We start from the raw sequence: 22,329 nt of genomic DNA, 5'->3' as shown, positions 1-22,329 counted from the left end.
TACCCCAAGGAGCTGTTATGTCAGGCCCGCTGTCGTCACTGAAAGTGCTGGATTTCTCCACCCTGTTGCCGGGGCCGTTTGCCTCATTGCTGCTGGCCGATATGGGCGCCGAGGTGCTGCGGGTTGAGTCGCCTTCGCGCATGGACCTGGTGCGTGTGCTGCCGCCGCATGACGGCGGCGTATCGGCCAGCCATGCCTACCTCAACCGCAACAAGCGCTGCATCGCTCTGGACCTGAAAAAGCCCGAGGCGGTGGAAATGGTCAAGCAACTGGTGGCCGAGTACGACATCGTGCTGGAGCAGTTCCGTCCAGGGGTGATGGACAAGCTCGGCGTGGGTTATGAGGCGCTCAAGGCGATCAACCCGAAGCTGATTTACGTGTCGATCACCGGTTACGGTCAGACCGGGCCCTATAAAGACCGCGCCGGGCATGACATCAATTACCTGGCCCTGGCCGGTATAGCCAGTTACACCGGGCGCCGCGATACCGGGCCGCTGCCGCTGGGCATTCAGGCGGCGGATATTGCCGGCGGCTCGCTGCACGGGGTGATCGGCCTACTGGCGGCGGTGATTCAGCGTCAGGCCACGGGGCAGGGCCAGCAGGTGGACATCAGCATGACCGACTGCGCCTTCAGCCTGCACGGTATGGCCGGGGCAGGGTATCTGGCCGCCGGTGTTGAGCCAGCGATGGAGAACCAGGCACTGAATGGCGGCAGTTTCTACGACTACTACCGCACCCGCGATGGTCGCTGGTTCTCGGTCGGCAGCCTGGAACCGCAGTTTATGCAGCAGTTCTGCGCCGCCATCGGCCGTCCGGAACTTGCCGCGCGCGGTCTGTCGCAGAAGCCAGAGGATCAACAGACGCTCAAACGCGAGATCGAAATCGAGTTCGAGAAACGCGATTTCGCCGAGTGGAGCCAGGTATTCGCCGGCCTGGATGCCTGTGTTGAACCCATGCTCAACCTCAGTGAGGCGGTCGAGCACCCGCAGATCAAAGCGCGCGATTTGGTTACCGTGGTGCCGCGTGCCGGGAATGCTCCACAGGCGCAGATCGCCTGCCCGATCAAATTCTCCAGCGGTCTTCCTGCGCCCCGGTATATCGGCGCAACCCTGGGCGCACATACCGCAGAAGTACTGGCAGAGCTGGGCTACAGCGCCGAGCAAATCGCCCAGCTCAAGGCGGCCAAGGTGGTGGCCTAAGCTGGCGTAAACGCCTTGCGTGCAAAAGGGTACTCGTCAGAGAGCTGATTTTCCGGCATAAGCCTGATGCATTCGCGCCAGTGGCGGCTTAGGAACGGAAAATATGTATCACGGGGAACGCTTCAACGCCTGGACCCATCTGGTCGGGGCGCTTCTGGCCTGCGCGGGGGCGGTGTGGCTTTTGCTGCTGGCGAGTCTGGACGGTGAGCTGCGCAAGATCATCAGCGTGGCGATCTATGGCCTGACCCTGGTGCTGCTTTACAGCATCTCCACGCTTTATCACAGCGTACAGGGGCCGGCGAAAGTGCTGATGCGCAAGCTCGATCACCTGTCGATCTACCTGCTGATTGCCGGCAGCTACACGCCGTTCTGCCTGGTAACTCTCGAAGGTGCCTGGGGCTGGACGCTGTTCGGCATCGTCTGGACGCTGGCAATCATCGGCATGCTGCAGGAGATCAAGCCGCGTTCCGAGGCGCGGGTGCTGTCGATTGTGATCTACGCCGTGATGGGCTGGATTGTGCTGATCGCGGTCAAACCGCTGATCGCTGCGCTGGGCATGGCTGGGTTTATCTGGCTGGCTGGCGGCGGGGTGCTGTACACGGTGGGCATCATCTTCTTCGCCTATGACAGCCGCTTTCGCCATTGGCATGGCATCTGGCACCTGTTCGTCATGGGCGGCAGTCTGATGCACTTTGTTGCGGTGCTGCGTTACGTTCTTTAATGCTTTGCGGCTTATTCGACGCGCTGCTCGCCGGTATAGCTCAAGGTCACCTTGCAGCGCCGGCAGTAGTAACGCCGACCTTTGCTGACCAGGGAATGGCGCTGGGCAGAGAAGGGGTATTCGCCTTGCGGGCAGCTGCAGCTGTAGATATAGCGGCTGACCGTACGCCGCTGCACCGCATAGCTGTGGCAGCGATTGGGCGGCAGCTCATACACGCCGCGCATGATCAGTTGCCACTCCTCGCCATGGGGCTGAATCTTCAGGCCGAACAGCTGATGGGCGATTAGGTGCGCCACTTCATGGGGCACGGTTTGCCTGAGAAAGTCTTCACGATTTTCTCGGTACAGCTGTGGGTTGAAGCGCAGCTTGTTTTCCGTCAGATGCGCCACGCCAGCCTTTTGTCCACGCAGCTTGAAACTCACCTCGGCGCGGGCAAAGGGGCGTTTGAAAAAGGCTTCAGCCTGCTGGTAGCACTGTTCTACGCGGCTCAGAAGGTGTTCGGACATAAGTGCGGCGATCAGGACTGGGGTGGCAATTATGCCCAAGGCGGGCAGGGCCCGCAGCCCTGAAACGACGAAACCACCCGCAGGTGGTTTCGTCGTGTGTCATCAAGTGTTGCGTTAGCTGGTGTACACCGGGCCGACCCCAAAGCCCCAGAGAATCACCGAGGCGGCAATCATCGCCACCAGTACCACCAGACCTACGGCGAGCACCGAACTGGAGAACATGAAGCCTTCATCCTCGGGTATGCCCATGAAAGTCGGTATGCCGACGTAGAGTAGATAAACCGTGTAACAGATGGCCGCCGTGCCCACCACCATGGCTAGCCAAAGGTGTGGATAGAGCGCCGCCAAGCCACCGATAAACAGCGGTGTAGCGGTATAAGCCGCAAATACCACGCATTGCGTGAGGTTCGGACTGGCATCGTAGGTGCGTGCCATCCAGTGGATAAACGCGCCCATCACTGCGATCCCGGCAAGCATCGCCAGGTAGGTCATGACGGTCATTTGCAACGCGCTGGCCTCGGTCAGCATCACCGGCGCTCGAGCGCCGATTGCCCAGCCGACCTGGGTGGTGCCGATATAGGCCGAGACTGCGGGAATTGCCGCGAGAATCAGTACGTGGGTGAGATACATGTGGCTGATGGTTTCTTCTTCGCCACGAATTTCCTGCCATTCCTGGTCGGGATGGGTGAATAGCCCCCAAACGTGATGGATCATGCCAGACCTCCTATTTTTATAGCGGTCGCCCCCCAGCGCAGCGCCTGATTCGCGTGTGCAGCGTCATCAGGTACAAGGCCGAACCTATGCGACCGTATGTCGCAGTATAGGCAGCCATTAAAGAGGACAAAGGTGCGGCGTTAGAGCAAATCGGACTCTCAAGTACGGCCGTAATAGCGTTCGAGAATCTCCATGGCCTTGTTGATCGACTGCAGGCGTGTCGTGCTGCCGCCGCGATCAGGGTGATGCAAGCTCACCAGTTGTCGGTAGCGGTGTTTGATAGTGGCGAGATTGAGCGTCTGCTCGCTGCCTTCGAGCTCGAACAGCTCCAGCGCCGCCTGTTTATCTTCGCTGCCATGCATGCGCGTCCAGAAGCTCAACAGCAGCTTGGCCACATCCAGCTCGTCGGTGTCGTTGAGCTGGCTAAGGTCGAGGTAATAGTCACGCAGCGGGTCGTGTTCACTTATCTCTGCACTGCCGGGCTGATAGGGCAACAGTTGTATATTCAGTGCACTGATCTGCAGATAGCCGCTCTGCGTCGCCCAAAGTCGTTCACGTAGCCGGTATAGAGCGTTGAACAGCAGAAAATGCGTGCGGAACAGCACCAGCTTGTCGGTCAGCGGTAGATTGGGGATGTGCACGCATTTGCGGGCCTTCAGCAGCTGGATCAACTGGTACTCGCCAAGGCCGTTAGGGGCTGCGCGCAGCAGCTGATGCAGTTGTTCGGGCAGGTCGAGGCCCGGATCGAAATCGTCGTTCATCGGCCGAGCCTAGCATTTCCGTAACTGTGGGGTAGGGCGCGTCGCGCTTTCTGGGTAAAATGCCGCACTTTCGTAACCCTCCGGATTCCAGCGCACCATGGGCACCCTCTCGGTCAATCAGAACAAACTGCAAAAACGCCTGCGTCGCCAGGCCGGCGAAGCCGTTGCCGACTTCAACATGATCGAGGATGGCGACAAAGTCATGGTCTGCCTGTCCGGCGGCAAGGACAGCTACACCATGCTCGACGTGCTACTGCACCTGCAAAAGGTCGCGCCAATCAAGTTCGAGATTGTTGCGGTGAATATGGACCAGAAGCAGCCCGGCTTCCCCGAGCACGTGCTGCCGGCCTATCTGGAGTCCATCGGTGTGCCGTACCACATCGTCGAGAAGGACACCTACTCGGTGGTCAAGGAGAAGATCCCGGAAGGCAAGACCACCTGCTCGCTGTGCTCGCGCCTGCGCCGCGGCACGCTGTATACCTTTGCCGACGAGATCGGTGCGACCAAGATGGCCCTGGGCCATCATCGCGACGACATCCTGGAAACCTTCTTCCTCAATATGTTCTACGGCGGCACCCTCAAGGCCATGCCGCCCAAGTTACGCGCCGATGATGGTCGCAACGTGGTGATTCGCCCGCTGGCTTACTGCAATGAGGCGGATATCGAGGCTTACAGTCAGCTCAAGGAATTCCCGATCATTCCGTGCAACCTCTGCGGTTCCCAGGAAAACCTGCAGCGTCAGGTGGTCAAAGAGATGCTGCAGGACTGGGAGCGCAAGTCTCCGGGCCGCACCGAGATCATGTTCCGCGCCCTGCAGAACGTAGTGCCATCACAGCTGGCCGACCGCAACCTGTTTGACTTCAAGAGCCTGAAAATCGACGACAGTGCCACGCCGCGCTTCCTCGATGTTATGAACCTCTGATCCAGCGGTTTCCCGGTTCAAGGATTGCCTGATGCGCGATTACAAATGGCTTAACGAATACTGTCTGAACCGCTTTGGCTCGGCGGCTGCGCTGGAGTCGATCCTGCCGCAGCCGCGTAGCGCTGAGGAGTTGCGTGCGATCAGTGATGATCGCTACCTGTCGGTAGTCAGTCTGCGCATCTTCCGCGCCGGCCTCAAGCACAGCCTGGTGGATGCCAAGTGGCCGGCCTTCGAGCAGGTGTTCTTCGGTTTCGATCCGGAAAAAGTCGTGCTGATGGGCGCCGAGCGTTTGGAAAATCTGATGCAGGATGCGCGCATCATCCGCCACCTGGGCAAGCTCAAGAGCGTGCCGCGCAACGCTCAGTTCATTCTCGATGTGAAAAAGGAGAAGGGCAGCTTCGGCGCGTTGATTGCCGACTGGCCAGTGAGCGATGTGGTCGGGCTGTGGAAGTACCTGGCCAAACACGGTAGCCAGCTCGGCGGGCTCTCCGCGCCACGCTTCTTGCGCATGGTCGGCAAGGACACCTTTGTGCCTACCGATGACATGGTGGCTGCGCTGAAAGCGCAAAAGATCATCGACAAAGCGCCGACTAGCCTTAAAGAGCTGGCCGCCGTGCAGGCTGCATTCAATCAATGGCATGAGCAAAGCGGGCGTCCGCTGTGTCAGCTGTCGGTGATGCTGGCGCATACGGTCAACCATTGAGGGCTTGGCGATGGAGCGGGCAATCCAGCAGGTCGCACAGCAGCTCAAGCAGGCTGAACGCATTCTGCTGATTACCGGTGCCGGGCTGTCCGCCGATTCCGGTTTACCCACTTATCGCGGTCTCGGCGGCCTGTATAACGGCCACACCGCCGAAGGCTTGCCGATTGAGCAAGCGCTGTCCGGCTCGATGCTGCAGCGGAATCCGGCGCTGTGCTGGAAATACCTAGCCGAGCTGGGTAAGGCATGCCTGGGTGCCCAGGCCAATGCCGGGCATCATGCGATTGCCGAACTGCAGCGCAAAAAGCCGCAGTGCTGGCTGCTGACCCAGAACATTGATGGCTATCACCGCGCGGTAGGCAGCCCGATGGAGCGGGTGATCGAGATTCACGGTGAGTTGGCGCCGTTGTATTGCCAGTCCTGCGGGGCTGTCGACAGTGAGTTGGCCGAGCATCTTGAGCGGCCGCTGCCGCCCAGGTGTCGGCAATGCGCCGGAGTACTGCGCCCACCCGTGGTGCTGTTTGAGGAAATGTTGCCCGAGCAGGCGATAGACACACTTTACGCCCAGGTGCGCAAAGGCTTCGAGGTGGTGATCAGCATCGGTACCAGCGCGAGCTTCCCGTACATCGTCGAGCCGCTGCTACGCACACGCCAGGCTGGTGGGTTTACGGCGGAGATCAACCCACAGCGCACTGACTTGAGCGCCCAGGTGGATGTGTATCTGCAAGGGCGGGCGTTAGATGTTTTGCCGGAACTACTGAGTCACATTTAGATCCATAGAATTTGCAAATGCATGTCATAGAAGGCATAGTCGCGCTCTTGTGAAATTCATCGACACGGTCGTGCCCATGCTCAAGCGCCTCGCACCCCTCGTGCCTATTGCACTCTCCCTGTTTCTGGCCGCCTGCGCCAACCATGCACCGCAGCAAGAGCTGGTATCACAGCCCTCTGTGTTCTCCTCGACAGAACTTGCCGAGTTTGACGAACAAGCCAAAGAAGCGGCTCTGGGTGACTTCACTGAAGACAAAGCCTACAAACTGCCACAGCTGGCTGACAGCATCCTTTCTCATGGCCTGTCGCTAGTCGGCACGCGCTATCGTTTTGGTGGTGGTTCAGTAAGCTCGGGTTTCGATTGCAGTGGCTTTATCGGTTATCTGTTTAAGGAAGAGGCCGGTATGAAGCTGCCGCGCTCAACCCGCGACATGATCAATATCGATGCACCGCTGGTGGATCGTGACGATCTCAAACCTGGTGATCTGCTGTTCTTCGCGACCAACGGCCGTGGTCGAGTAAGCCATGCGGGCATCTATATGGGCGATGACCAGTTCATCCATTCCTCCAGCAGCCGCAGTGGCGGTGTGCGGGTCGACAGCCTGGATGATCGCTACTGGAAGCGCACTTTTATCGAGGCAAAACGTGCTCTTGCACTGGCGCCGAGTGATTCGATCGTTCGTCATCCTTGAGCCCTGTTATCGGTTGCTGAGTCTCTTCAGTCGCTGCGATATATCGGTACTCCTGGCCGATCTTGATAATTTTCAACAACCTGCCAAGCAAAGCTAAAGCTTGCACTACGATGTGCAAGCCGGCAGAGTAGGGCGCATCCCGGCTCAGGATCGCTCGTCCATGACCGCTATCGCCCGTCTCAGCTTGATTGTGCTTGCCGCGCTGCTCAGTGCCTGCGCCAGCAATGCCCCCGCCCCAACCCCAAAACCTGTTGTGCATGCGCCAATCGGCAGCTTTAACGGCAATGCCGAGGATGTGCTGTTTCGCGCCCTGGGCCTGGTCGGTACGCCCTATCGCTACGGCGGCAATACCCCCGAGGGTGGCTTTGATTGCAGTGGCCTGATTGGCTATGTCTACCGCGATGCGGCTGGCATCAGTCTGCCGCGTTCGACCCGCGAACTGATCAGCATGCGCGCTCCAGGCGTCGGTCGTGATGCCCTGCAAAGCGGTGATCTGGTGTTCTTCGCAACCAATGGCGGCAGCCAGGTCAGCCACGCTGGTATCTATGTTGGCGATGGACGTTTTGTTCACGCGCCTTCTAGCGGCGGCACCGTGCGCTTGGACAGCCTGAGCAACAGCTACTGGCAACGTACCTACCTGAACGCCAAGCGCGTATTCACCCCGGAACTAGCGCGCAACCCCTGACAGTTGCCGTTTGCAGAGGGAGTGGCATGACCAACCGAACGCTCAATCTTGATTCCGACCTGTACCAATACCTGCTGGATGTCTCCCTGCGTGAAACACCGCTGCTCAAGCGCTTGCGTGAGGAAACCGCGCAGCTGAGTATGGCGCGTTGGCAGATTGCCCCCGAGCAGGGCCAGTTTATGGCCTTGCTGGTGCAGCTGACTGGGGCGCGGCGGATTGTCGAAGTCGGCACCTTTACCGGCTATAGCGCCCTCTGGCATGGCCCATGCCATGCCAGAGGGCGGTCGGCTGATTTGCTGTGATATTCCCGGCGAATACAACGCCACGGCCGAGCGCTACTGGCGCGAAGCAGGGCTCAGTGCGCGTATCGAGCAGCGTTTGGCGCCTGCGCTACAGACCCTGGCGGAGCTAGAGGCTGAAGGCCTGGCCGGCAGTATTGATCTGCTGTTTATCGACGCCGACAAAGCCAATTACCCAGCCTATCTCGAGCATGCCCTGCGCCTGGTGCGCCAGGGTGGACTGATTCTGTTCGATAACACCCTGTGGAGCGGTCGCGTGCTTGAGGATAACCCTGAGAGCGCTGACACTCGAGCGATTCAGGCGCTCAATCTGGCGCTGCGTGATGATCCGCGTATTGACCTGTCCCTGCTGCCGTTGGGCGACGGTCTGAGCCTGTGCCGTAAACGCTAAGCCTGCGCCGCCTGTATGCCTGAACCGATTCGTCTGCCCGAGCAACCCGATGCCTGCGAGCTCTGCGCTCGCGCGGCCGCTTTGACGCGCCATCATCTGATCCCCAAGGCGCTGCATAACAAGGTTTATGTGCAGAAGCGCTTCGGCAAAAGCGAGCGCATCAGCGCCACACTCTGGGTCTGCCGCGCCTGCCACAACCAGATTCACCGGCTGTTCAGCGAAAAGGAGCTGGCGCTGACCTACAACAATCGCGACAGCCTGCTAAGTGATGAGCGCCTGCGGACTTTTGTCGAATGGCTGGCCAGCAAGCCAGCGGGCTTTATGCCCAGGCATTAAATTACGGTTAGGCTTGCTGCTTGTTTGTAATGACCTTTTGACCCCTTAGTAGTGGCGACTGCCGATGACCTGTTTACGCGCGCTGTCATGTGTATGCCTTGCTCTGCTGTTGGGCGCTTGTGCTGGGCCTGCGCCGCTGATGCTGATGAACACGCCGGTTATTTATCACCAGGCTGCTATCGACCCTTTCGCCCATTTGTCGCCCGCAGAACGGGTTCCCGATGTGGCACTGTTCTACGCCACTACTCGGGCGCCAGAGGCCGCTGGATATGGTAATCGCGTCAGCTCCACCCTGCAGCTGGGCCGCGCCCAGGTGCGTTTGGGCGACCAGCAGAGCGATTGGTCGCAATTGCATTTGGCCTCGGTCAGCGAACTGCGCGAGCGTGAGCTGCCACTAAGCCTGATTGCGGCTCAGCAAACAGCGGTACTGCCGGTGCAGCGGCCGATTGATGTGCCTTTGGCGTCGCCGGTGCAGAGCTATATCGATGCGATCAACCTGGCGCTGGATAAGGCCCGCGACAAGGAAATCATTATCTATGTGCATGGCGCGAAGGTGGATTTCACCAATGCCTGTGAGCTGACGGGTGAGCTGGTGCATTTTGCCGGGAGAGACTTTGTCGGCCTGGCATTCGATTGGCCGTCACACCAGAACATTGTCAGCTATCTGCTCGGCATCGATGTCGGTCGCGCTCGTGATTCCAGCCAAGCGTTGGCGCAGTTGATCGAGCTGCTGGCGCGGCATACCGCTGTCGAGCGAATCAACCTGATCGCATACAGCGCCGGCGGGCGCGTGGCATCTCTAGCGTTGCAGGAATTCCAGAATCGTCATCCGGATTTGAATACGGCGCAGTTGCAGGAGCGTTATCGGATTGGCGCAGTGGTCTTTGCCGCAGCGGATGTCCCTGAGGAAATATTTGAAGGCCGCCTGCCTGCCATCAGTCGCGTTGCTGAGCAGGTGATGATCACTGTGTCCGATCAGGATGAGGCACTGGACTATGCGCAGCGTCTGATGCCCGGTGGCGCGCGGATTGGCAGCAGCCGGGCCGAGCAGAGCCTGCACCAATTCACACACAGGCGGCACCTAAACAATGTCACCTTACTGGATGTGTCCGGCAATAGCAGTGAGCGCGGTTTTGACATCGTCGGTCATCATTACTGGTACCGCCACCCCTGGGTCAGCAGCGATGTGATTTTACTGTTGCGTACGAATCTATCGCCGGATCAACGGGCGCTATCTGTCACCGAGCACCCGGCAGTCTGGTACATGAACACTGACTACCCACTGACGGTACGTGAAGCAACCCGGCGTGTACTCAAGGGCCAATGGTAGATGCTTTGGTCTGGCCTTAGCTGACGAAACATGCAGCTTGGCGCAAGCAGGCTGTAAGCCTGGATACGGCTATTAAAAACAAACGGATAGCGGACGAGGAGTCACCATGTTCACCCTTAAGCGTTTTGTCCTTTTGGCTCTGCTCGGCCTGCCGTTAGCGACCCTGCAGGCGGCTGAACCATCGTTCAGCTGTACCAAGGTAGCGTCTGGCAGTATTGAGGAACTGATTTGTCAGACGCCTGCTCTGGCCGAGTTCGACCAGAAAATGGCGAGTGTTTATCAGCAGGCTTCGGCCAAGGCCGCGAACCAGCATCCACCGGTACTCAAAGCTGAGCAGAGAGGCTGGATAAAAGGTCGCAATGACTGCTGGAAGGCCGCTGACCGCGAGCAGTGCGTAACCGAGAGCTATCGCCTGCGGATTACCGAATTGCAGGCGCGCTATGCGTTGCTCAAAGCTGTCGGGCCGGTGCATTTTCAGTGTGATGGCCTGCCAGCCAAGGAAGTGATCGTCACCTATTACCCCTCCGAGCCTGCGACCCTGCTGGCCGAGTTTGCCGACAGCGTGTCGTTGATGTACCAGCAGCCCGCAACCAGCGGTAGAAAATACCAGGGGTGCAATGAATCATTCTGGGAGCACCAGGGTGAGGCGGCTGTGGTGTGGGGCTACGGCTCGCCCGAGATGAAGTGTCAGGCCAAGTAACCCAGGTGGCTTAAGCCATCTGCGCTAAATGGCGCATTCGTTTGACGCTTAATCGCGAACTCTCTACCCTTCGCGCCTTGTAACAGGTGCCCCCAACGCTGTGCGTGTGCGGGGTGAAACTGGGAAGTCGGTGCGCTGTGTGTCTTTACGCCAGTTATTCCGACGCTGCCCCCGCAACGGTAAGTGAGTTAAACGTCGCAATTGCCACTGTGCTGCATGCATGGGAAGGCGCGGCTTAGAGCCTGAAGGTTCGCTCACAAGCCCGGAGACCGGCCTGTTGCAGTCCACGGCATCGCGGAGGGCGATGGCTGGCGTGTGGTTTGCGCTATGCGTAGGCCCGCGCTGTCCCTATCTCCGCATGCTTTTTCCAGCCAGATCGCCCTGTGGCGGTGGAGCAGTGCGATGACTGAATCGATTGAGCGTGACGCCCGGCACAAGGCGCGCATGGCCCGCAAGAAAGCCCTGATCGATGAAAAAATTGCCCAGGCCCAGGACGAATACGGCCTGCTGCTGGTGCACAGCGGCAATGGCAAGGGCAAGAGCAGCAGCGCCTTCGGCATGGTCGCCCGCGCCTTGGGCCACGGCCTCAAGGTTGGCGTGGTGCAATTTATCAAGGGTGCGGCCAGTACCGGCGAAGAAGCCTTCTTTCGCCGTTTTCCCGATGAAGTCAGCTACCACGTGATGGGCGAGGGCTTTACCTGGGAAACCCAGGATCGCCAACGTGATATCGATAAAGCCCGTGAAGCCTGGGCCGTGGCTGCGCAGTTGCTGAATGATTCAGCCGTTGGCCTGGTAGTGCTCGACGAGCTGAACATCGCGCTGAAATACGCTTACCTGGAACTCGACGTGGTGCTCGCCGATATCGAAGCGCGGCCGCTGCTGCAGCATGTGGTGGTGACTGGTCGTGGTGCGCTGCCGGGGATGATTGAGGCGGCGGATACCGTGACTGAAATGAGCCTGGTCAAGCATGCGTTCAAGGCCGGGGTGAAGGCGCAGAAAGGGGTGGAGTACTGATGCCCGCACGTCAATGTCCTGCACTGCTGATCGCTGCACCGGCTTCCGGCCAAGGCAAGACCACCGTAACCGCTGCCCTGGCACGGTTGCACGCGCGCCAAGGCAAGCGCGTGCGGGTGTTCAAATGTGGCCCGGACTTTCTCGATCCGATGATTCTCGCCCGCGCCAGCGGTGCACCTGTGTATCAGCTTGATCTGTGGATGGTTGGCGAGGCGGAGAGTCGCCGGTTGCTTTGGGAGGCGGCAGGTGAAGCCGACCTGATTCTGATCGAAGGGGTAATGGGCCTGTTCGATGGCACGCCCTCGGCGGCTGATCTGGCCCGGCACTTTGGCGTGCCGGTGCTGGCGGTGATCGATGGCTCTGCCATGGCCCAGACCTTTGGCGCCATGGCCCATGGTCTGGCGACCTTTCAGCCTGATTTGCCATTTTCCGGTGTGCTCGGCAATCGGGTTGGCAGCACACGGCATGGCGAGATTCTGCGTGATGCGCTGCCGGCCTCGATCCGCTGGTACGGCGCCTTGCCGCGCAGTGCCGAAGTTGGCTTGCCGAGCCGTCATCTGGGCCTGGTGCAGGCCGGCGAGCTGGCCGATCTGGATGCACGCCTGGATGCCGCTGCCGATGCCCTGGCCGCCAGTGCTGATACCCGTTTGCCGCCGCCCGTCAGCTTCGCCGCGCCGGAGCAGGCAAGGCCCGCACCCTTGCTCAAGGGGGTGCGGATTGGCGTGGCACGCGACAGTGCCTTTGCCTTTCTCTATCAGGCCAATCTCGATCTGTTGTGCGAACTGGGCGCCGAATTGAAGTTTTTTTCACCGCTGACAGACGCGCAGTTACCCGAGGTCGATAGCCTGTATCTGCCTGGCGGTTACCCGGAATTGCATCTGGCCACGCTTGAGGCCAACCAGCCCATGGCTGAGGCGATTCGTACGCACCATGCCATCGGCAAACCGATCCACGCCGAGTGTGGCGGCATGCTCTATCTGCTCGACAAACTGACCGATAAGCAAGGCGCCAGCGGGCAGATGCTTGGCTTGTTAAGCGGCGAGGCGAGCCTGCAACCACGCATGACCGCCATGGCCTTGCAGCAGGCTGAGTTGCCTGAGGGGCTGTTACGCGGCCACAGCTTTCACTACTCGGCGCTTAGCAGCGAACTGCAACCGCTGACCCGTGGCGAGTGCCCGAACTACAAACGCACCAGTGAGGCGGTCTATCGCCAGGGGCGGATGACGGCCTCCTATATTCACTTCTACCTGCCGTCCGATCCGGCTGCCGCCGCTGCGCTGTTTCTCCCTGGAGTGCCTGCATGAGTGAGCAAGCCTTTAGCCCGCTAGAGCGCGCGGCGGTGTATCGCGCTATTGCTGAGCGTCGCGATATGCGTCATTTCAGCGGCGGCGAGGTGGCTCCCGAATTGCTCGCGCGCGTGCTCGAAGCCGCGCATCAGGCCCCCAGCGTCGGGTTGATGCAGCCCTGGCGCTTTATTCGCATCACCCGCCCGGCCTTGCGTGAGGCGATTCACGGTTTGGTGGAGGAGGAGCGCGTGCGTACCGCCGAGGCTCTGGGCGAGCGCAGTGACGAATTTATGCAGCTAAAGGTCGAGGGTATTCGCGACTGTGCCGAGCTGCTGGTGGTGGCCCTGATGGAGGGCCGCGAGGCCCATGTATTTGGGCGGCGCACCTTGCCGGAAATGGACTTGGCTTCGCTGGCCTGCGCGATTCAAAACCTCTGGCTAGCGGCGCGCGCCGAAGGCTTGGGGATGGGCTGGGTGTCACTGTTCGAGCCGCTGGCCTTGGCAGATTTGCTCGCTATGCCGACCGGCAGTAAGCCGCTGGCGGTGCTGTGTCTGGGGCCGGTGACGGAGTTCTATGAGGCGCCGATGCTGGTGCAGCAAGGCTGGGCCGTGCCGCGGCCGCTCAGTGAGTTGCTGTTCGAGAACCAGTGGGGCACGCCATGAGCCTGGTGCTTAGCACCTGCGCTGGGGTCGCACTGGATGCGATTTTTGGCGAGTCCAAGGGCTGGCATCCGCTAGTGGCCTTTGGTCGTATGGCCGAGCGTATCGAGCAGCGCTTCAATCCGGCGGGCGGCGGTTGGCGCAGCCACGGCGTCAGCGCCTGGTGCCTGGCGGTGTTGCCGCTAACGTTGCTGGCTTGGCTGCTGAGCCAGATCAGCGGCTTGGGTTGGGCGGTGGAAATTCTTGCGCTGTACGCCGCTCTTGGCCTGAAAAGCCTGGGCGAACATGCCATGCCGGTAGCCCAGGCGCTGCGTCTGGGTGATTTGCGTCTGGCCCGCGAACGGGTCGGCTATATGGTCAGCCGCAATACCGCACAACTGGATGCTGCTGGGGTGGCCCGCGCGGGCAGCGAGTCGGTGCTGGAAAACGGCAGTGACGCGGTGTTTGCCGCGCTGTTCTGGTTTGTTATTGCCGGTGCGCCTGGTGTGGTGTTGTACCGCCTGAGCAATACCCTGGACGCCATGTGGGGTTATCGTAATGAGCGCTATGAGCGTTTCGGTTGGGCTGCGGCGAAGATCGACGATGTTCTTAATTACATTCCTGCGCGTTTAGTGGCCCTGACCTATGCAGTGCTCGGCCGAACGCTGTTGGCGCTGCGCTGCTGGCGAAACCAAGCGCCGCTGTGGGACAGCCCGAATGCCGGTCCGGTGATGGCTGCAGGCGCTGGGGCGCTGGGCGTTAGCCTGGGCGGCGCGGCGGAATATCACGGTGAGATGCATATACGACCCGAGCTGGGCGCGGGCCCGCAACCCAAGGCACGCGATATCGAACGGGCACTCAATCTGGTCAACGGTGGCGTGTTGCTGTGGTTGGCGCTGCTAGTGCTGTGGGGGCTTGCTTATGCTTGAACATGGTGGCCGGCTGCGCGCGGCCTCGCTGCGTTATGGCATTGCCCTGGCGGAGTGGTTGGATTTGTCTACCGGTATCGCGCCATACGGCTGGCCGCTACCGGCGATTCCCGCAAGTGCCTGGGCGCGCTTGCCCGAGCAGCAGGACGGTCTGGAAATCGCTGCGCGGGATTACTACGGCGTAGCCAACTTGCTACCGGTGGCCGGTTCGCAAGCTGCGATCCAGGCACTGCCGCGCCTGCTGCGCCACGTTACGGTGGGCATTGTTTCGCCGGCTTATGCCGAGCATGCGGCTGCCTGGCAGCGTGAAGGGCATCGCCTGTTAGAGCTCAGCGAGGGGGCAATCGAGCGGGCGCTGGAACGCATTGATGTCTTGCTGCTGGTTAATCCGAACAACCCCACCGGGCGCTGCATTGAACCTTCGCGTTTGCTGGAGTGGCACCGGCGCCTGGCCGAGCGTGGCGGCTGGTTGGTGGTGGATGAAGCCTTTATCGACTGCACGCCCGCGCTCAGCCTGGCCGCGTTCAGCGAGTTACCAGGGCTGATTGTGCTGCGCTCGTTTGGCAAGTTCTTCGGCTTGGCGGGCATTCGCCTGGGCTTTGTCCTGGCGCAGCCGCAACTGCTGGCGCAACTGGCCGAGCTACTCGGGCCTTGGGCCATCAGTGGGCCGAGCCGGGTGGTGGCCACTGCGTTGTTGCAAGACCTCGCCGGTCAGCAGGCGCAACGCGAGCGGCTGATGGCCGATGGTGAGCGCCTGGCCGCGCTGTTGATCGAGCATGGGCTCAGCCCAACAGGCGGTTGCGCCCTGTTCCAGTTCTGCTGCACACCACAGGCGGCCTTGTTGCATGAATTTCTCGCCTTGCAGGGCATTCTCACCCGGCTGTTTGAAGCACCGCTGAGCCTGCGCTTTGGTCTGCCGTCTGATGAAGCCGGCTGGCAGCGTTTGCAGCAGGCGCTGGTGGTCTTTGACGGAGAACAGTCATGACCACTCTGATGGTGCAGGGCACCACTTCCGATGCCGGCAAAAGCACCTTGGTAACCGCGCTATGCCGCTGGCTCAAGCGTCAGGGCGTTAGCGTGGTGCCGTTCAAACCGCAGAATATGGCGCTTAACAGTGCGGTTACCTCCGATGGCGGAGAAATCGGTCGCGCTCAAGCGGTACAGGCCCAGGCTGCCGGGTTAGCGCCGCACACCGACATGAATCCGGTATTGCTCAAGCCCAATAGCGACACTGGCGCCCAGGTGATCATTCATGGCCGCGCTCTCAGCAGCATGGATGCCGTTGCTTACCACGACTACAAGACGGTGGCGATGCAGGCGGTGCTGCAGTCGCACCAGCGCCTAAGCGCCGCTTATCCTGTGGTGATGGTGGAGGGCGCTGGCTCGCCTGCCGAGATCAACCTGCGCGCCGGTGATATCGCCAATATGGGCTTCGCCGAAGCCGTGGACTGCCCGGTAATTCTGATTGCCGATATCGACAAGGGCGGCGTATTTGCCCATCTGGTTGGCACCCTGGCGTTGCTTTCCGAGAGCGAGCAGGCGCGGGTGCAGGGCTTTGTGATCAACCGTTTTCGCGGAGATATCGCCCTGTTGCAGCCTGGGCTGGATTGGCTGGAGCAGCGCACCGGTAAACCGGTGCTCGGCGTATTGCCCTATCTGATGGATTTTCACCTGGAGGCCGAGGACGCCATTGATATTCGTCAGAGCGCCAAGGCGGCCGAGGTGCTCAAGGTGGTGGTGCCGGTATTGCCACGCATCAGCAACCACACCGATTTCGATCCACTGCGCCTGCATCCTCAGGTCGAGCTGACCTTTGTCGGCCCGGGCCAGGCCATTCCTGCGGCCGACCTGATTATCCTACCCGGCTCGAAAAGCGTACGCAGCGATCTGGCTTTTCTGCGTCAGCAGGGCTGGCCGGCGGCTATCGCTAAGCACCTGCGCTATGGCGGCAAGCTGCTGGGTATCTGCGGCGGTTTGCAGATGCTCGGCACGCAGATCGACGACCCGCATGGGCTTGAGGGGGGGGCGGGTTTCAGTGATGGATTGGACCTACTGGCATTCACTACCGTGCTGGAGCCGGAGAAACAGCTACGCAATGTGCGCGGCCAGCTGTGCCTGGAAAATGCTCCGGTCAGCGGTTACGAGATTCATGCTGGGGTCAGCTCTGGCCCAGGTTTGAGTGCGGCTGTGCGACTCGACGATGGTCGCGCCGATGGCGGCCTGAGCGCCGATGGCCAGGTGCTCGGCACCTATCTGCATGGCCTGTTTGAAACCCCGGAAGCCTGCAGCGCACTGCTGCGCTGGGCTGGCCTGCGCGAGGTGCAGCAGGTGGATTACCACGCCTTGCGTGAACGCGATATCGAGCGTCTGGCCGATCTGGTCGAGGCGCATTTGGATACTGCCCGGCTGCGCGAGTTATGTGGGGTAGGCCATGCGTGAACTGATTCTCGGCGGTGCCCGTTCCGGTAAAAGCCGTCTGGCCGAGCGGCTGGCGGCCCAGTCCGGGCTGGCGGTGACTTATATCGCCACCAGCCAACCACTGGATGGCGAGATGAATACGCGCATCCAACATCACCGTACGCGTCGTCCGGTGCATTGGGGGCTGGTGGAAGAGCCGCTTGCCCTGGCCCGTGTGTTGCGTGAACAGGCTGCGGCGGACAAGTGCCTGCTCATCGATTGCCTGACCTTGTGGCTGACCAATCTGCTGATGCTGGATGATCCGGCGCGCCTGAGCGCCGAGCGCGATGCGCTGCTGGACTGTCTCAACGACTTGCCGGGAAGGATTCTGCTGGTCAGCAATGAAACCGGTTTGGGTGTGGTGCCGCTGGGCGAGCTGACCCGCCGTTATGTCGATGAGGCGGGCTGGCTGCATCAGGCCATTGCTGAGCGCTGTGAGCGCGTGGTGTTTACCGTGGCAGGTCTGCCGATGGTTCTCAAGGGTGAAGCGTTATGAGTGAGCAATGGTGGCAGCAGGGTTGTAAGGCGCTGGACATACCCGCGCGCAACAAGGCACGTGAGCGCCAGCAACAGCTGACCAAACCGGCCGGCTCGCTCGGCCAGCTGGAACACTTAGCGGTTGAGTTGGCGGCCATGCAGGGTAGTCAGCGGCCGCAGGTCGAGCAGCTGTGGATCAGCATTTTTGCCGGCGACCATGGCGTGGTCGCCGAAGGTGTATCGGCGTTCCCTCAGGCCGTCACTGGGCAGATGTTGCGCAACTTCGTCAGTGGTGGCGCGGCGATCAGTGTATTGGCCAAGCAGCTGGGCGCAACGCTTGAGGTGATCGACCTGGGCACCGCGCTGCCGCTGGAGCCGCTGCGCGGCGTGCATCATCTGCATCTCGGTGCAGGTACACAGAACTTCGCCCAGGGCCCGGCGATGTCTGTCACGCAGTTACTGCAGGCTTTGGATGCCGGCCAGGCCAGCGTGCAGCGCGCCCGTGAAGCCGGCAGCCAGCTGTTTATCGGTGGCGAAATGGGCATCGGCAATACCACGGCGGCCACAGCCATGGCCTGTGTACTGCTGGAGTGCGCCGCGCTGGAAATGGTCGGCCCCGGTACCGGCTTGGACAGTGCAGGCGTGGCGCATAAAGCCGAGGTGATCGAGCTCGCACTGGAGCTGCATCGACCGCAGATCAGCGAGCCCATCGATATCTTGCAACGCCTCGGCGGCTTCGAAATTGCAGCGCTGAGCGGTGCCTATCTGGCCTGCGCGCAGCAGGGCATCACCGCCCTGGTGGACGGTTTTATCTGCAGCGTTGCCGCGCTATTGGCGGTGCGTCTCAACCCGGAATGTCGTTTCTGGCTGCTGTTTGCCCATTGCGGCGCAGAGCCAGGCCATCAGCGGGTGCTGAAAGCGCTTCAAGCTGAGCCGCTGCTCGATCTTGGTCTGCGCCTGGGTGAGGGCAGTGGTGCAGCTTTGGCCGTACCGCTGCTGCAGCTGGCCTGCAGCCTGCATAACGATATGGCCACTTTTGCTGAGGCGGCGGTGGCCGAGCGTCCGGCATGACGATCTATCTGGAATTGCTGCGCCACGGTGAAACCGAACTGGGCGGCGGCCTGCGCGGCAGCCTCGACGATGCCTTGACCGAAACCGGTTGGGCGCAGTTGCGCGCGGCGGTGGCTGATGGCAGTCGCTGGGATCGGCTGATCAGCTCGCCGCTGCAGCGCTGCGCACGCTTTGCCGAAGAACTGGCTGCGCAACAGGGTGTGCCACTGAGCCTGGAGCCGGATCTGCAAGAGCTGCATTTTGGCGCATGGGAAGGGCGTAACACTGCCGAGTTGATGCAGACCAGTGCAGAGGAATTGGGCCGTTTCTGGAGTGATCCCTATGGGTTTACTCCGCCTGAAGGCGAGCCGTTGCTGGCCTTCGAGGCGCGGATATTACGCGCCTTGCAGCGTTTGCAGGTGCGCCATGCCGGCGAGCGCCTGTTGTTGGTCACCCATGGCGGGGTCATACGCCTGCTGTTGGCGCGAGCCCGCGGTTTGCCGCGCAATGACCTGCTGCAGGTGGTAGTGGGCCATGCTGAGCGTTTTCAGTTGTGCCTGGATGAACAGGGACAGTTGTGGGAACGCGCATGACGCCCTGGTGGATTGCCCTGCAATTTCTCACTCGTCTGCCGGTGACGTTGGCCGGTATGCCGGCGCCTGAGCAGATCGGCCGATCGCTGTTGTTTTATCCGTTGGTGGGGCTGCTGATCGGCCTGTTGTTGCTCTTCGCGCAGCATCTGCTGAGTGACAGCGCAGTGTTGTTGCAGGCAGCATTATTGCTAACGGTGTGGGTGGGCATCAGCGGCGGTCTGCATCTGGATGGCCTGGCTGACAGCGCCGATGCTTGGGTCGGCGGCTTTGGCGATAGAGAACGCACCCTAGCGATCATGAAGGACCCACGCAGCGGGCCGATTGCGGTGGTGGTGCTGGTACTGCTGCTACTGCTCAAGTTTGCTGCGCTGGTGGCCTTGCTGGAGAGTGGCGCCGGGTTGCTGCTGTTGCTGGTGCCTTGGCTGGCGCGTTGTCTGTTGCCGGTGCTGTTTCTTACTACCCCCTATGTGCGGGCAGGCGGCTTGGGTCAGGCCCTGGCCGAGCACCTACCTCGTCAACAATTGCCTTGGATGCTGGGCGCCAACGCTGTGGCGATGTTGCTATTCGGTTGGCCGGCGCTGCTTGCCTTGCTGGTAGCCGGGGTCATCTTTATCTGGCTGCGCATCCTGATGCTCAAACGTCTGGGTGGCGCCACCGGTGATACCGCCGGAGCGCTGCTGGAAATAGCCGAGTGCTCGGTGCTGTTGGCTCTGGCCTGCTAGCGTGTAAGGACAGCAAGATGTAGCAGGGATGTATATGGTGAGCAGGTCGCTTTACTCGACGCTGTTGGCTGCATTGCTTGGGTGTGCAGGCGTATTGCAGGCCGATGAGCTGGTGTGGGGCATCGTGCCGATCCCGGGTGCCTTCAATGTGCGCGATGATAAGGTAGTTGATGGCGTGCTGTTCGAGACCATGCAGTTGCTGGCTGCACGCCTGCCCGAGCTGCAGATGCGCTATGAGGTATTGCCGATATCCCGCATCGAGCAGCGCATGGGCGAGCAGGGCGAAATGTGCAGCAGTGGCCAGTTGCAGAGCCCCGAGCGCGATCAGCTGGGTTACTTCGTACCCTATGTGGCGACCACGCCTATGCATGTGCTGGTACGTCGGGAAGCCATGGATCAACTGCTGATCGAAGACGGCCACGTCAGCCTCGACTGGCTGCTCGGTAATCCCAACTTGCGCGGCGCTCTGGCCAAGAGCCGGACCTATCCAGCGTCAATTCGTGAGCGCCTGCTCCAGGCCCATGCCGCAGGACAGATCCCTGAGTTAGGCGGTAGCCTGGGTGGGGAAAACCTGCTGTTGATGGTCAGCCATCGTCGTCTGGATTATGTCTTCGATTACCCGGTGATCTACACCGAGGTAATGCGCCATTTTAGCCTCAGTGATGAGCTGGTCAGCGTGCCCTTGCGGGAGAACGCTGAACTGGTGACCGTTGGCATCTATTGCTCACGTACGCCATGGGGCGCACGGATGGCTGGGCGTCTTGATCAAGCCATTCGTGAGGTTTCAGCAGAGCCCGCCGGCACCCTGGCGATCTACCAGCGCTGGTTGCCGCCCGAGGTCTTCGACCATTACCACGAGCAGTTGCTGCAGTTTTTCGCTCAGCGCGCTAGCGCCGCGCCGCTGCTTTTTGATTAGCCGATGGTCGGCTTGCCGGCATGTCTCATTCAGGGTGCAATCTGTAGCACTGCATTGCCGAGCAGCTGTAGCTGTCATCTGAGCAGCTTGGGGTATATACCTGCGCGACATTGCCGATTTCTCTATTAAGCGGGTCGCTTCCCGGAAAGGACAACGTATGACTTCGTTATGGCGCACCAGTGGTTGGTTAATGCTGGGCGCATCCCTGGTCCTGGCACTTTCTCTGGGTATTCGCCATGGTTTTGGCCTGTTCCTGCCGCCGATGAGCGCCGAGTTTGGCTGGGGTCGTGAGGTATTCGCCTTCGCCATCGCCTTGCAAAACCTGATCTGGGGCCTGACTCAGCCGTTTACCGGTGCTCTGGCTGACCGTTTCGGTGCCAAGCGTACGGTGATTGTTGGCGGCATTCTGTATGCCATTGGTCTGGGCTGCATGGGGCTGGCCGACTCGCCTCTGAGCTTGTCGCTGAGTGCCGGGTTGTTGATTGGTATTGGTTTGTCTGGCACCTCGTTCTCGGTGATTCTCGGGGCGGTGGGTCGTGCCGTGCCGATGGAAAAACGCAGCATGGCCATGGGCATCGCGGCGGCGGCGGGCTCCTTCGGCCAATTCGCTATGCTGCCTGGCACCTTGGGCCTGCTTAGCTGGCTCGGTTGGTCGGTAGCACTGATGGCCCTGGGCCTGTTGGTAGCGCTGATCGTGCCGCTGGCGGCGATGCTCAAGGACACGCCGTTACCGCAGACCGGCGAGGAGCAGACGCTAGGCGAGGCCTTACGCGAGGCCTGCAGCCATTCCGGATTCTGGCTGTTGGCGTTGGGCTTTTTCGTCTGCGGTTTTCAGGTGGTGTTTATCGGTGTGCATTTGCCGGCCTATTTGGTCGATCAGCATCTGCCCGCGTTGGTCGGCACCACAGTGCTGGCTCTGGTGGGACTGTTCAATATTTTCGGCACTTATATTGCCGGCTGGCTAGGCGGGCGGATGTCCAAACCTCGCCTGCTCAGTGCGCTCTATCTAGCCCGTGCGGTGGTGATTGTGACGTTTATCCTGACGCCACTGACGGTGTGGAGCGCCTATGCTTTTGGCGTGGCCATGGGCCTGTTGTGGCTGTCCACGGTGCCGCTGACTAATGGCACGGTGGCGACGATGTTCGGCGTGCGCAATCTGTCGATGCTCGGCGGTATCGTCTTTTTGTTCCACCAATTGGGGGCTTTTCTCGGCGGCTGGATGGGCGGCTATCTGTATGACCATACTGGCAGTTATGATCTTGTCTGGCAGCTTGCCGTGCTGCTCAGCCTACTGGCCGCCGCACTGAACTGGCCGGTTCGCGAGCTACCCGTGGCGCGCTTGCAACAACAGGAGGTGAATGCATGAATACCGACTATGGCTGGAACACCGCGCTGGTGCTGGCGGGCATGTTAGCCCTGGGCCTGGCCTGGTGGGGCTGGCTGCAAAGTGGTCTGGCCTTTCTGCAGCTGGGTTTGGGCGTATGTTAAGGCTGTTAGTCCGTCTTTCCAGTTACTCAAGG

Annotated in this window: 26 protein-coding genes, 1 pseudogene and 1 riboswitch; of the genes and pseudogenes, 24 read left to right on the top strand and 3 right to left on the bottom strand. The window is 60.7% G+C overall.

Annotation, left to right across the window (positions count from 1 at the left end):
* Nucleotides 1–17 precede the first annotated feature (17 nt).
* Together ACIGEK_RS12525 and ACIGEK_RS12520 are read left to right on the top strand one after the other, a co-directional pair.
* Nucleotides 18–1,199, top strand: a complete 1,182-nt coding sequence (locus ACIGEK_RS12525) for a CaiB/BaiF CoA transferase family protein (protein ID WP_397493626.1) — start codon at nucleotides 18–20, stop codon at nucleotides 1,197–1,199.
* Nucleotides 1,200–1,302: 103 nt separating this feature from the next.
* A complete protein-coding gene (locus ACIGEK_RS12520; RefSeq protein WP_397493625.1) occupies nucleotides 1,303–1,920 on the top strand; it encodes a hemolysin III family protein in 618 nt (205 codons plus the stop codon).
* An 11-nt stretch (nucleotides 1,921–1,931) separates the two neighbouring features.
* Here ACIGEK_RS12520 and ACIGEK_RS12515 read toward each other — a convergent pair whose 3' ends face one another.
* The 3 genes from ACIGEK_RS12515 to ACIGEK_RS12505 all read right to left on the bottom strand — a co-directional run bounded on the left by ACIGEK_RS12515 (nucleotide 1,932) and on the right by ACIGEK_RS12505 (nucleotide 3,901).
* Nucleotides 1,932–2,426, bottom strand: coding sequence for a SprT family zinc-dependent metalloprotease (locus tag ACIGEK_RS12515; RefSeq protein WP_397493624.1), 495 nt, complete (start codon nucleotides 2,424–2,426; stop codon nucleotides 1,932–1,934).
* 114 nt (nucleotides 2,427–2,540) lie between these two features.
* Nucleotides 2,541–3,140, bottom strand: a complete 600-nt coding sequence (locus tag ACIGEK_RS12510; protein WP_397493623.1) for a Yip1 family protein — start codon at nucleotides 3,138–3,140, stop codon at nucleotides 2,541–2,543.
* 158 nt (nucleotides 3,141–3,298) lie between these two features.
* Nucleotides 3,299–3,901 (bottom strand): DNA-J related domain-containing protein, encoded by a 603-nt coding sequence (locus ACIGEK_RS12505; RefSeq protein WP_397493622.1) that lies wholly within the window; start codon nucleotides 3,899–3,901, stop codon nucleotides 3,299–3,301.
* 97 nt (nucleotides 3,902–3,998) lie between these two features.
* On the opposite strand from ACIGEK_RS12505, the gene ttcA reads away from it, so the two are divergent.
* The 22 genes and pseudogenes from ttcA (at nucleotide 3,999) to ACIGEK_RS12395 (ending at nucleotide 22,297) form a co-directional block, all read left to right on the top strand.
* Entirely contained in the window at nucleotides 3,999–4,823 is an 825-nt protein-coding gene (ttcA, locus tag ACIGEK_RS12500) for a tRNA 2-thiocytidine(32) synthetase TtcA (protein ID WP_090253070.1), read from the top strand.
* 31 nt (nucleotides 4,824–4,854) lie between these two features.
* A complete protein-coding gene (locus tag ACIGEK_RS12495; RefSeq protein ID WP_397493621.1) occupies nucleotides 4,855–5,526 on the top strand; it encodes a DNA-3-methyladenine glycosylase I in 672 nt (223 codons plus the stop codon).
* A 10-nt stretch (nucleotides 5,527–5,536) separates the two neighbouring features.
* Nucleotides 5,537–6,295, top strand: coding sequence for an NAD-dependent deacylase (locus ACIGEK_RS12490; RefSeq protein ID WP_397493620.1), 759 nt, complete (start codon nucleotides 5,537–5,539; stop codon nucleotides 6,293–6,295).
* 76 nt (nucleotides 6,296–6,371) lie between these two features.
* A complete protein-coding gene (locus tag ACIGEK_RS12485; RefSeq protein WP_397493619.1) occupies nucleotides 6,372–6,986 on the top strand; it encodes a C40 family peptidase in 615 nt (204 codons plus the stop codon).
* 160 nt (nucleotides 6,987–7,146) lie between these two features.
* Nucleotides 7,147–7,671 (top strand): C40 family peptidase, encoded by a 525-nt coding sequence (locus ACIGEK_RS12480; protein ID WP_397493618.1) that lies wholly within the window; start codon nucleotides 7,147–7,149, stop codon nucleotides 7,669–7,671.
* 26 nt (nucleotides 7,672–7,697) lie between these two features.
* Nucleotides 7,698–8,361: pseudogene (locus ACIGEK_RS12475) on the top strand (O-methyltransferase).
* A gap of 15 nt (nucleotides 8,362–8,376) precedes the next feature.
* Nucleotides 8,377–8,697 (top strand): hypothetical protein, encoded by a 321-nt coding sequence (locus ACIGEK_RS12470; protein WP_167144814.1) that lies wholly within the window; start codon nucleotides 8,377–8,379, stop codon nucleotides 8,695–8,697.
* Nucleotides 8,698–8,842: 145 nt separating this feature from the next.
* A complete protein-coding gene (locus tag ACIGEK_RS12465) occupies nucleotides 8,843–10,027 on the top strand; it encodes an alpha/beta hydrolase (RefSeq protein WP_397493617.1) in 1,185 nt (394 codons plus the stop codon).
* Between the two features lie 106 nt (nucleotides 10,028–10,133).
* A complete protein-coding gene (locus ACIGEK_RS12460; RefSeq protein WP_397493616.1) occupies nucleotides 10,134–10,727 on the top strand; it encodes an MliC family protein in 594 nt (197 codons plus the stop codon).
* Nucleotides 10,728–10,794: 67 nt separating this feature from the next.
* Nucleotides 10,795–11,020, top strand: a riboswitch (cobalamin riboswitch).
* 109 nt (nucleotides 11,021–11,129) lie between these two features.
* Nucleotides 11,130–11,741 (top strand): cob(I)yrinic acid a,c-diamide adenosyltransferase, encoded by a 612-nt coding sequence (gene cobO, locus ACIGEK_RS12455; RefSeq protein WP_397493615.1) that lies wholly within the window; start codon nucleotides 11,130–11,132, stop codon nucleotides 11,739–11,741.
* The gene (locus tag ACIGEK_RS12450; RefSeq protein ID WP_397493614.1) at nucleotides 11,741–13,045 is read left to right on the top strand and encodes a cobyrinate a,c-diamide synthase; all 1,305 of its coding nucleotides are present in this window, start codon (nucleotides 11,741–11,743) and stop codon (nucleotides 13,043–13,045) included. Before cobO ends, ACIGEK_RS12450 begins: the two co-directional genes overlap by 1 nt.
* On the top strand, nucleotides 13,042–13,689 hold the full coding sequence (gene bluB / locus ACIGEK_RS12445; protein WP_397493613.1) for a 5,6-dimethylbenzimidazole synthase: 648 nt from the start codon (nucleotides 13,042–13,044) through the stop codon (nucleotides 13,687–13,689). Before ACIGEK_RS12450 ends, bluB begins: the two co-directional genes overlap by 4 nt.
* Entirely contained in the window at nucleotides 13,686–14,594 is a 909-nt protein-coding gene (cbiB, locus tag ACIGEK_RS12440) for an adenosylcobinamide-phosphate synthase CbiB (RefSeq protein ID WP_397493612.1), read from the top strand. The genes bluB and cbiB overlap by 4 nt, the downstream gene beginning before the upstream one ends.
* Nucleotides 14,587–15,579 (top strand): threonine-phosphate decarboxylase CobD, encoded by a 993-nt coding sequence (gene cobD, locus ACIGEK_RS12435; RefSeq protein WP_397493611.1) that lies wholly within the window; start codon nucleotides 14,587–14,589, stop codon nucleotides 15,577–15,579. The genes cbiB and cobD overlap by 8 nt, the downstream gene beginning before the upstream one ends.
* Nucleotides 15,576–17,033, top strand: coding sequence for a cobyric acid synthase (locus tag ACIGEK_RS12430; protein WP_397493610.1), 1,458 nt, complete (start codon nucleotides 15,576–15,578; stop codon nucleotides 17,031–17,033). Before cobD ends, ACIGEK_RS12430 begins: the two co-directional genes overlap by 4 nt.
* Complete coding sequence (gene cobU / locus ACIGEK_RS12425; protein WP_397493609.1) at nucleotides 17,026–17,547, top strand: bifunctional adenosylcobinamide kinase/adenosylcobinamide-phosphate guanylyltransferase; 522 nt, start codon at nucleotides 17,026–17,028, stop codon at nucleotides 17,545–17,547. Before ACIGEK_RS12430 ends, cobU begins: the two co-directional genes overlap by 8 nt.
* Nucleotides 17,544–18,599, top strand: coding sequence for a nicotinate-nucleotide--dimethylbenzimidazole phosphoribosyltransferase (cobT, locus tag ACIGEK_RS12420; RefSeq protein WP_397493608.1), 1,056 nt, complete (start codon nucleotides 17,544–17,546; stop codon nucleotides 18,597–18,599). The genes cobU and cobT overlap by 4 nt, the downstream gene beginning before the upstream one ends.
* On the top strand, nucleotides 18,596–19,171 hold the full coding sequence (cobC, locus tag ACIGEK_RS12415; protein WP_397493607.1) for an alpha-ribazole phosphatase family protein: 576 nt from the start codon (nucleotides 18,596–18,598) through the stop codon (nucleotides 19,169–19,171). Before cobT ends, cobC begins: the two co-directional genes overlap by 4 nt.
* Nucleotides 19,168–19,893 (top strand): adenosylcobinamide-GDP ribazoletransferase, encoded by a 726-nt coding sequence (locus ACIGEK_RS12410; protein ID WP_397493606.1) that lies wholly within the window; start codon nucleotides 19,168–19,170, stop codon nucleotides 19,891–19,893. The genes cobC and ACIGEK_RS12410 overlap by 4 nt, the downstream gene beginning before the upstream one ends.
* Before the next feature lie 37 nt (nucleotides 19,894–19,930).
* The gene (locus tag ACIGEK_RS12405) at nucleotides 19,931–20,809 is read left to right on the top strand and encodes a hypothetical protein (RefSeq protein ID WP_397493605.1); all 879 of its coding nucleotides are present in this window, start codon (nucleotides 19,931–19,933) and stop codon (nucleotides 20,807–20,809) included.
* Between the two features lie 157 nt (nucleotides 20,810–20,966).
* Entirely contained in the window at nucleotides 20,967–22,175 is a 1,209-nt protein-coding gene (locus ACIGEK_RS12400) for an MFS transporter (RefSeq protein WP_397493604.1), read from the top strand.
* Nucleotides 22,172–22,297: a hypothetical protein gene (locus ACIGEK_RS12395; protein WP_397493603.1), complete on the top strand. Its 126-nt coding sequence runs from the start codon at nucleotides 22,172–22,174 to the stop codon at nucleotides 22,295–22,297. The genes ACIGEK_RS12400 and ACIGEK_RS12395 overlap by 4 nt, the downstream gene beginning before the upstream one ends.
* The last annotated feature ends 32 nt before the right edge of the window (nucleotides 22,298–22,329 follow it).

Source organism: Pseudomonas sp. NPDC079086, from assembly GCF_044542155.1.
GTDB lineage: Bacteria > Pseudomonadota > Gammaproteobacteria > Pseudomonadales > Pseudomonadaceae > Aquipseudomonas.
Note: the sequence above shows the minus strand (reverse complement) of the source record. Positions and strands in the feature narration are given on the sequence as shown.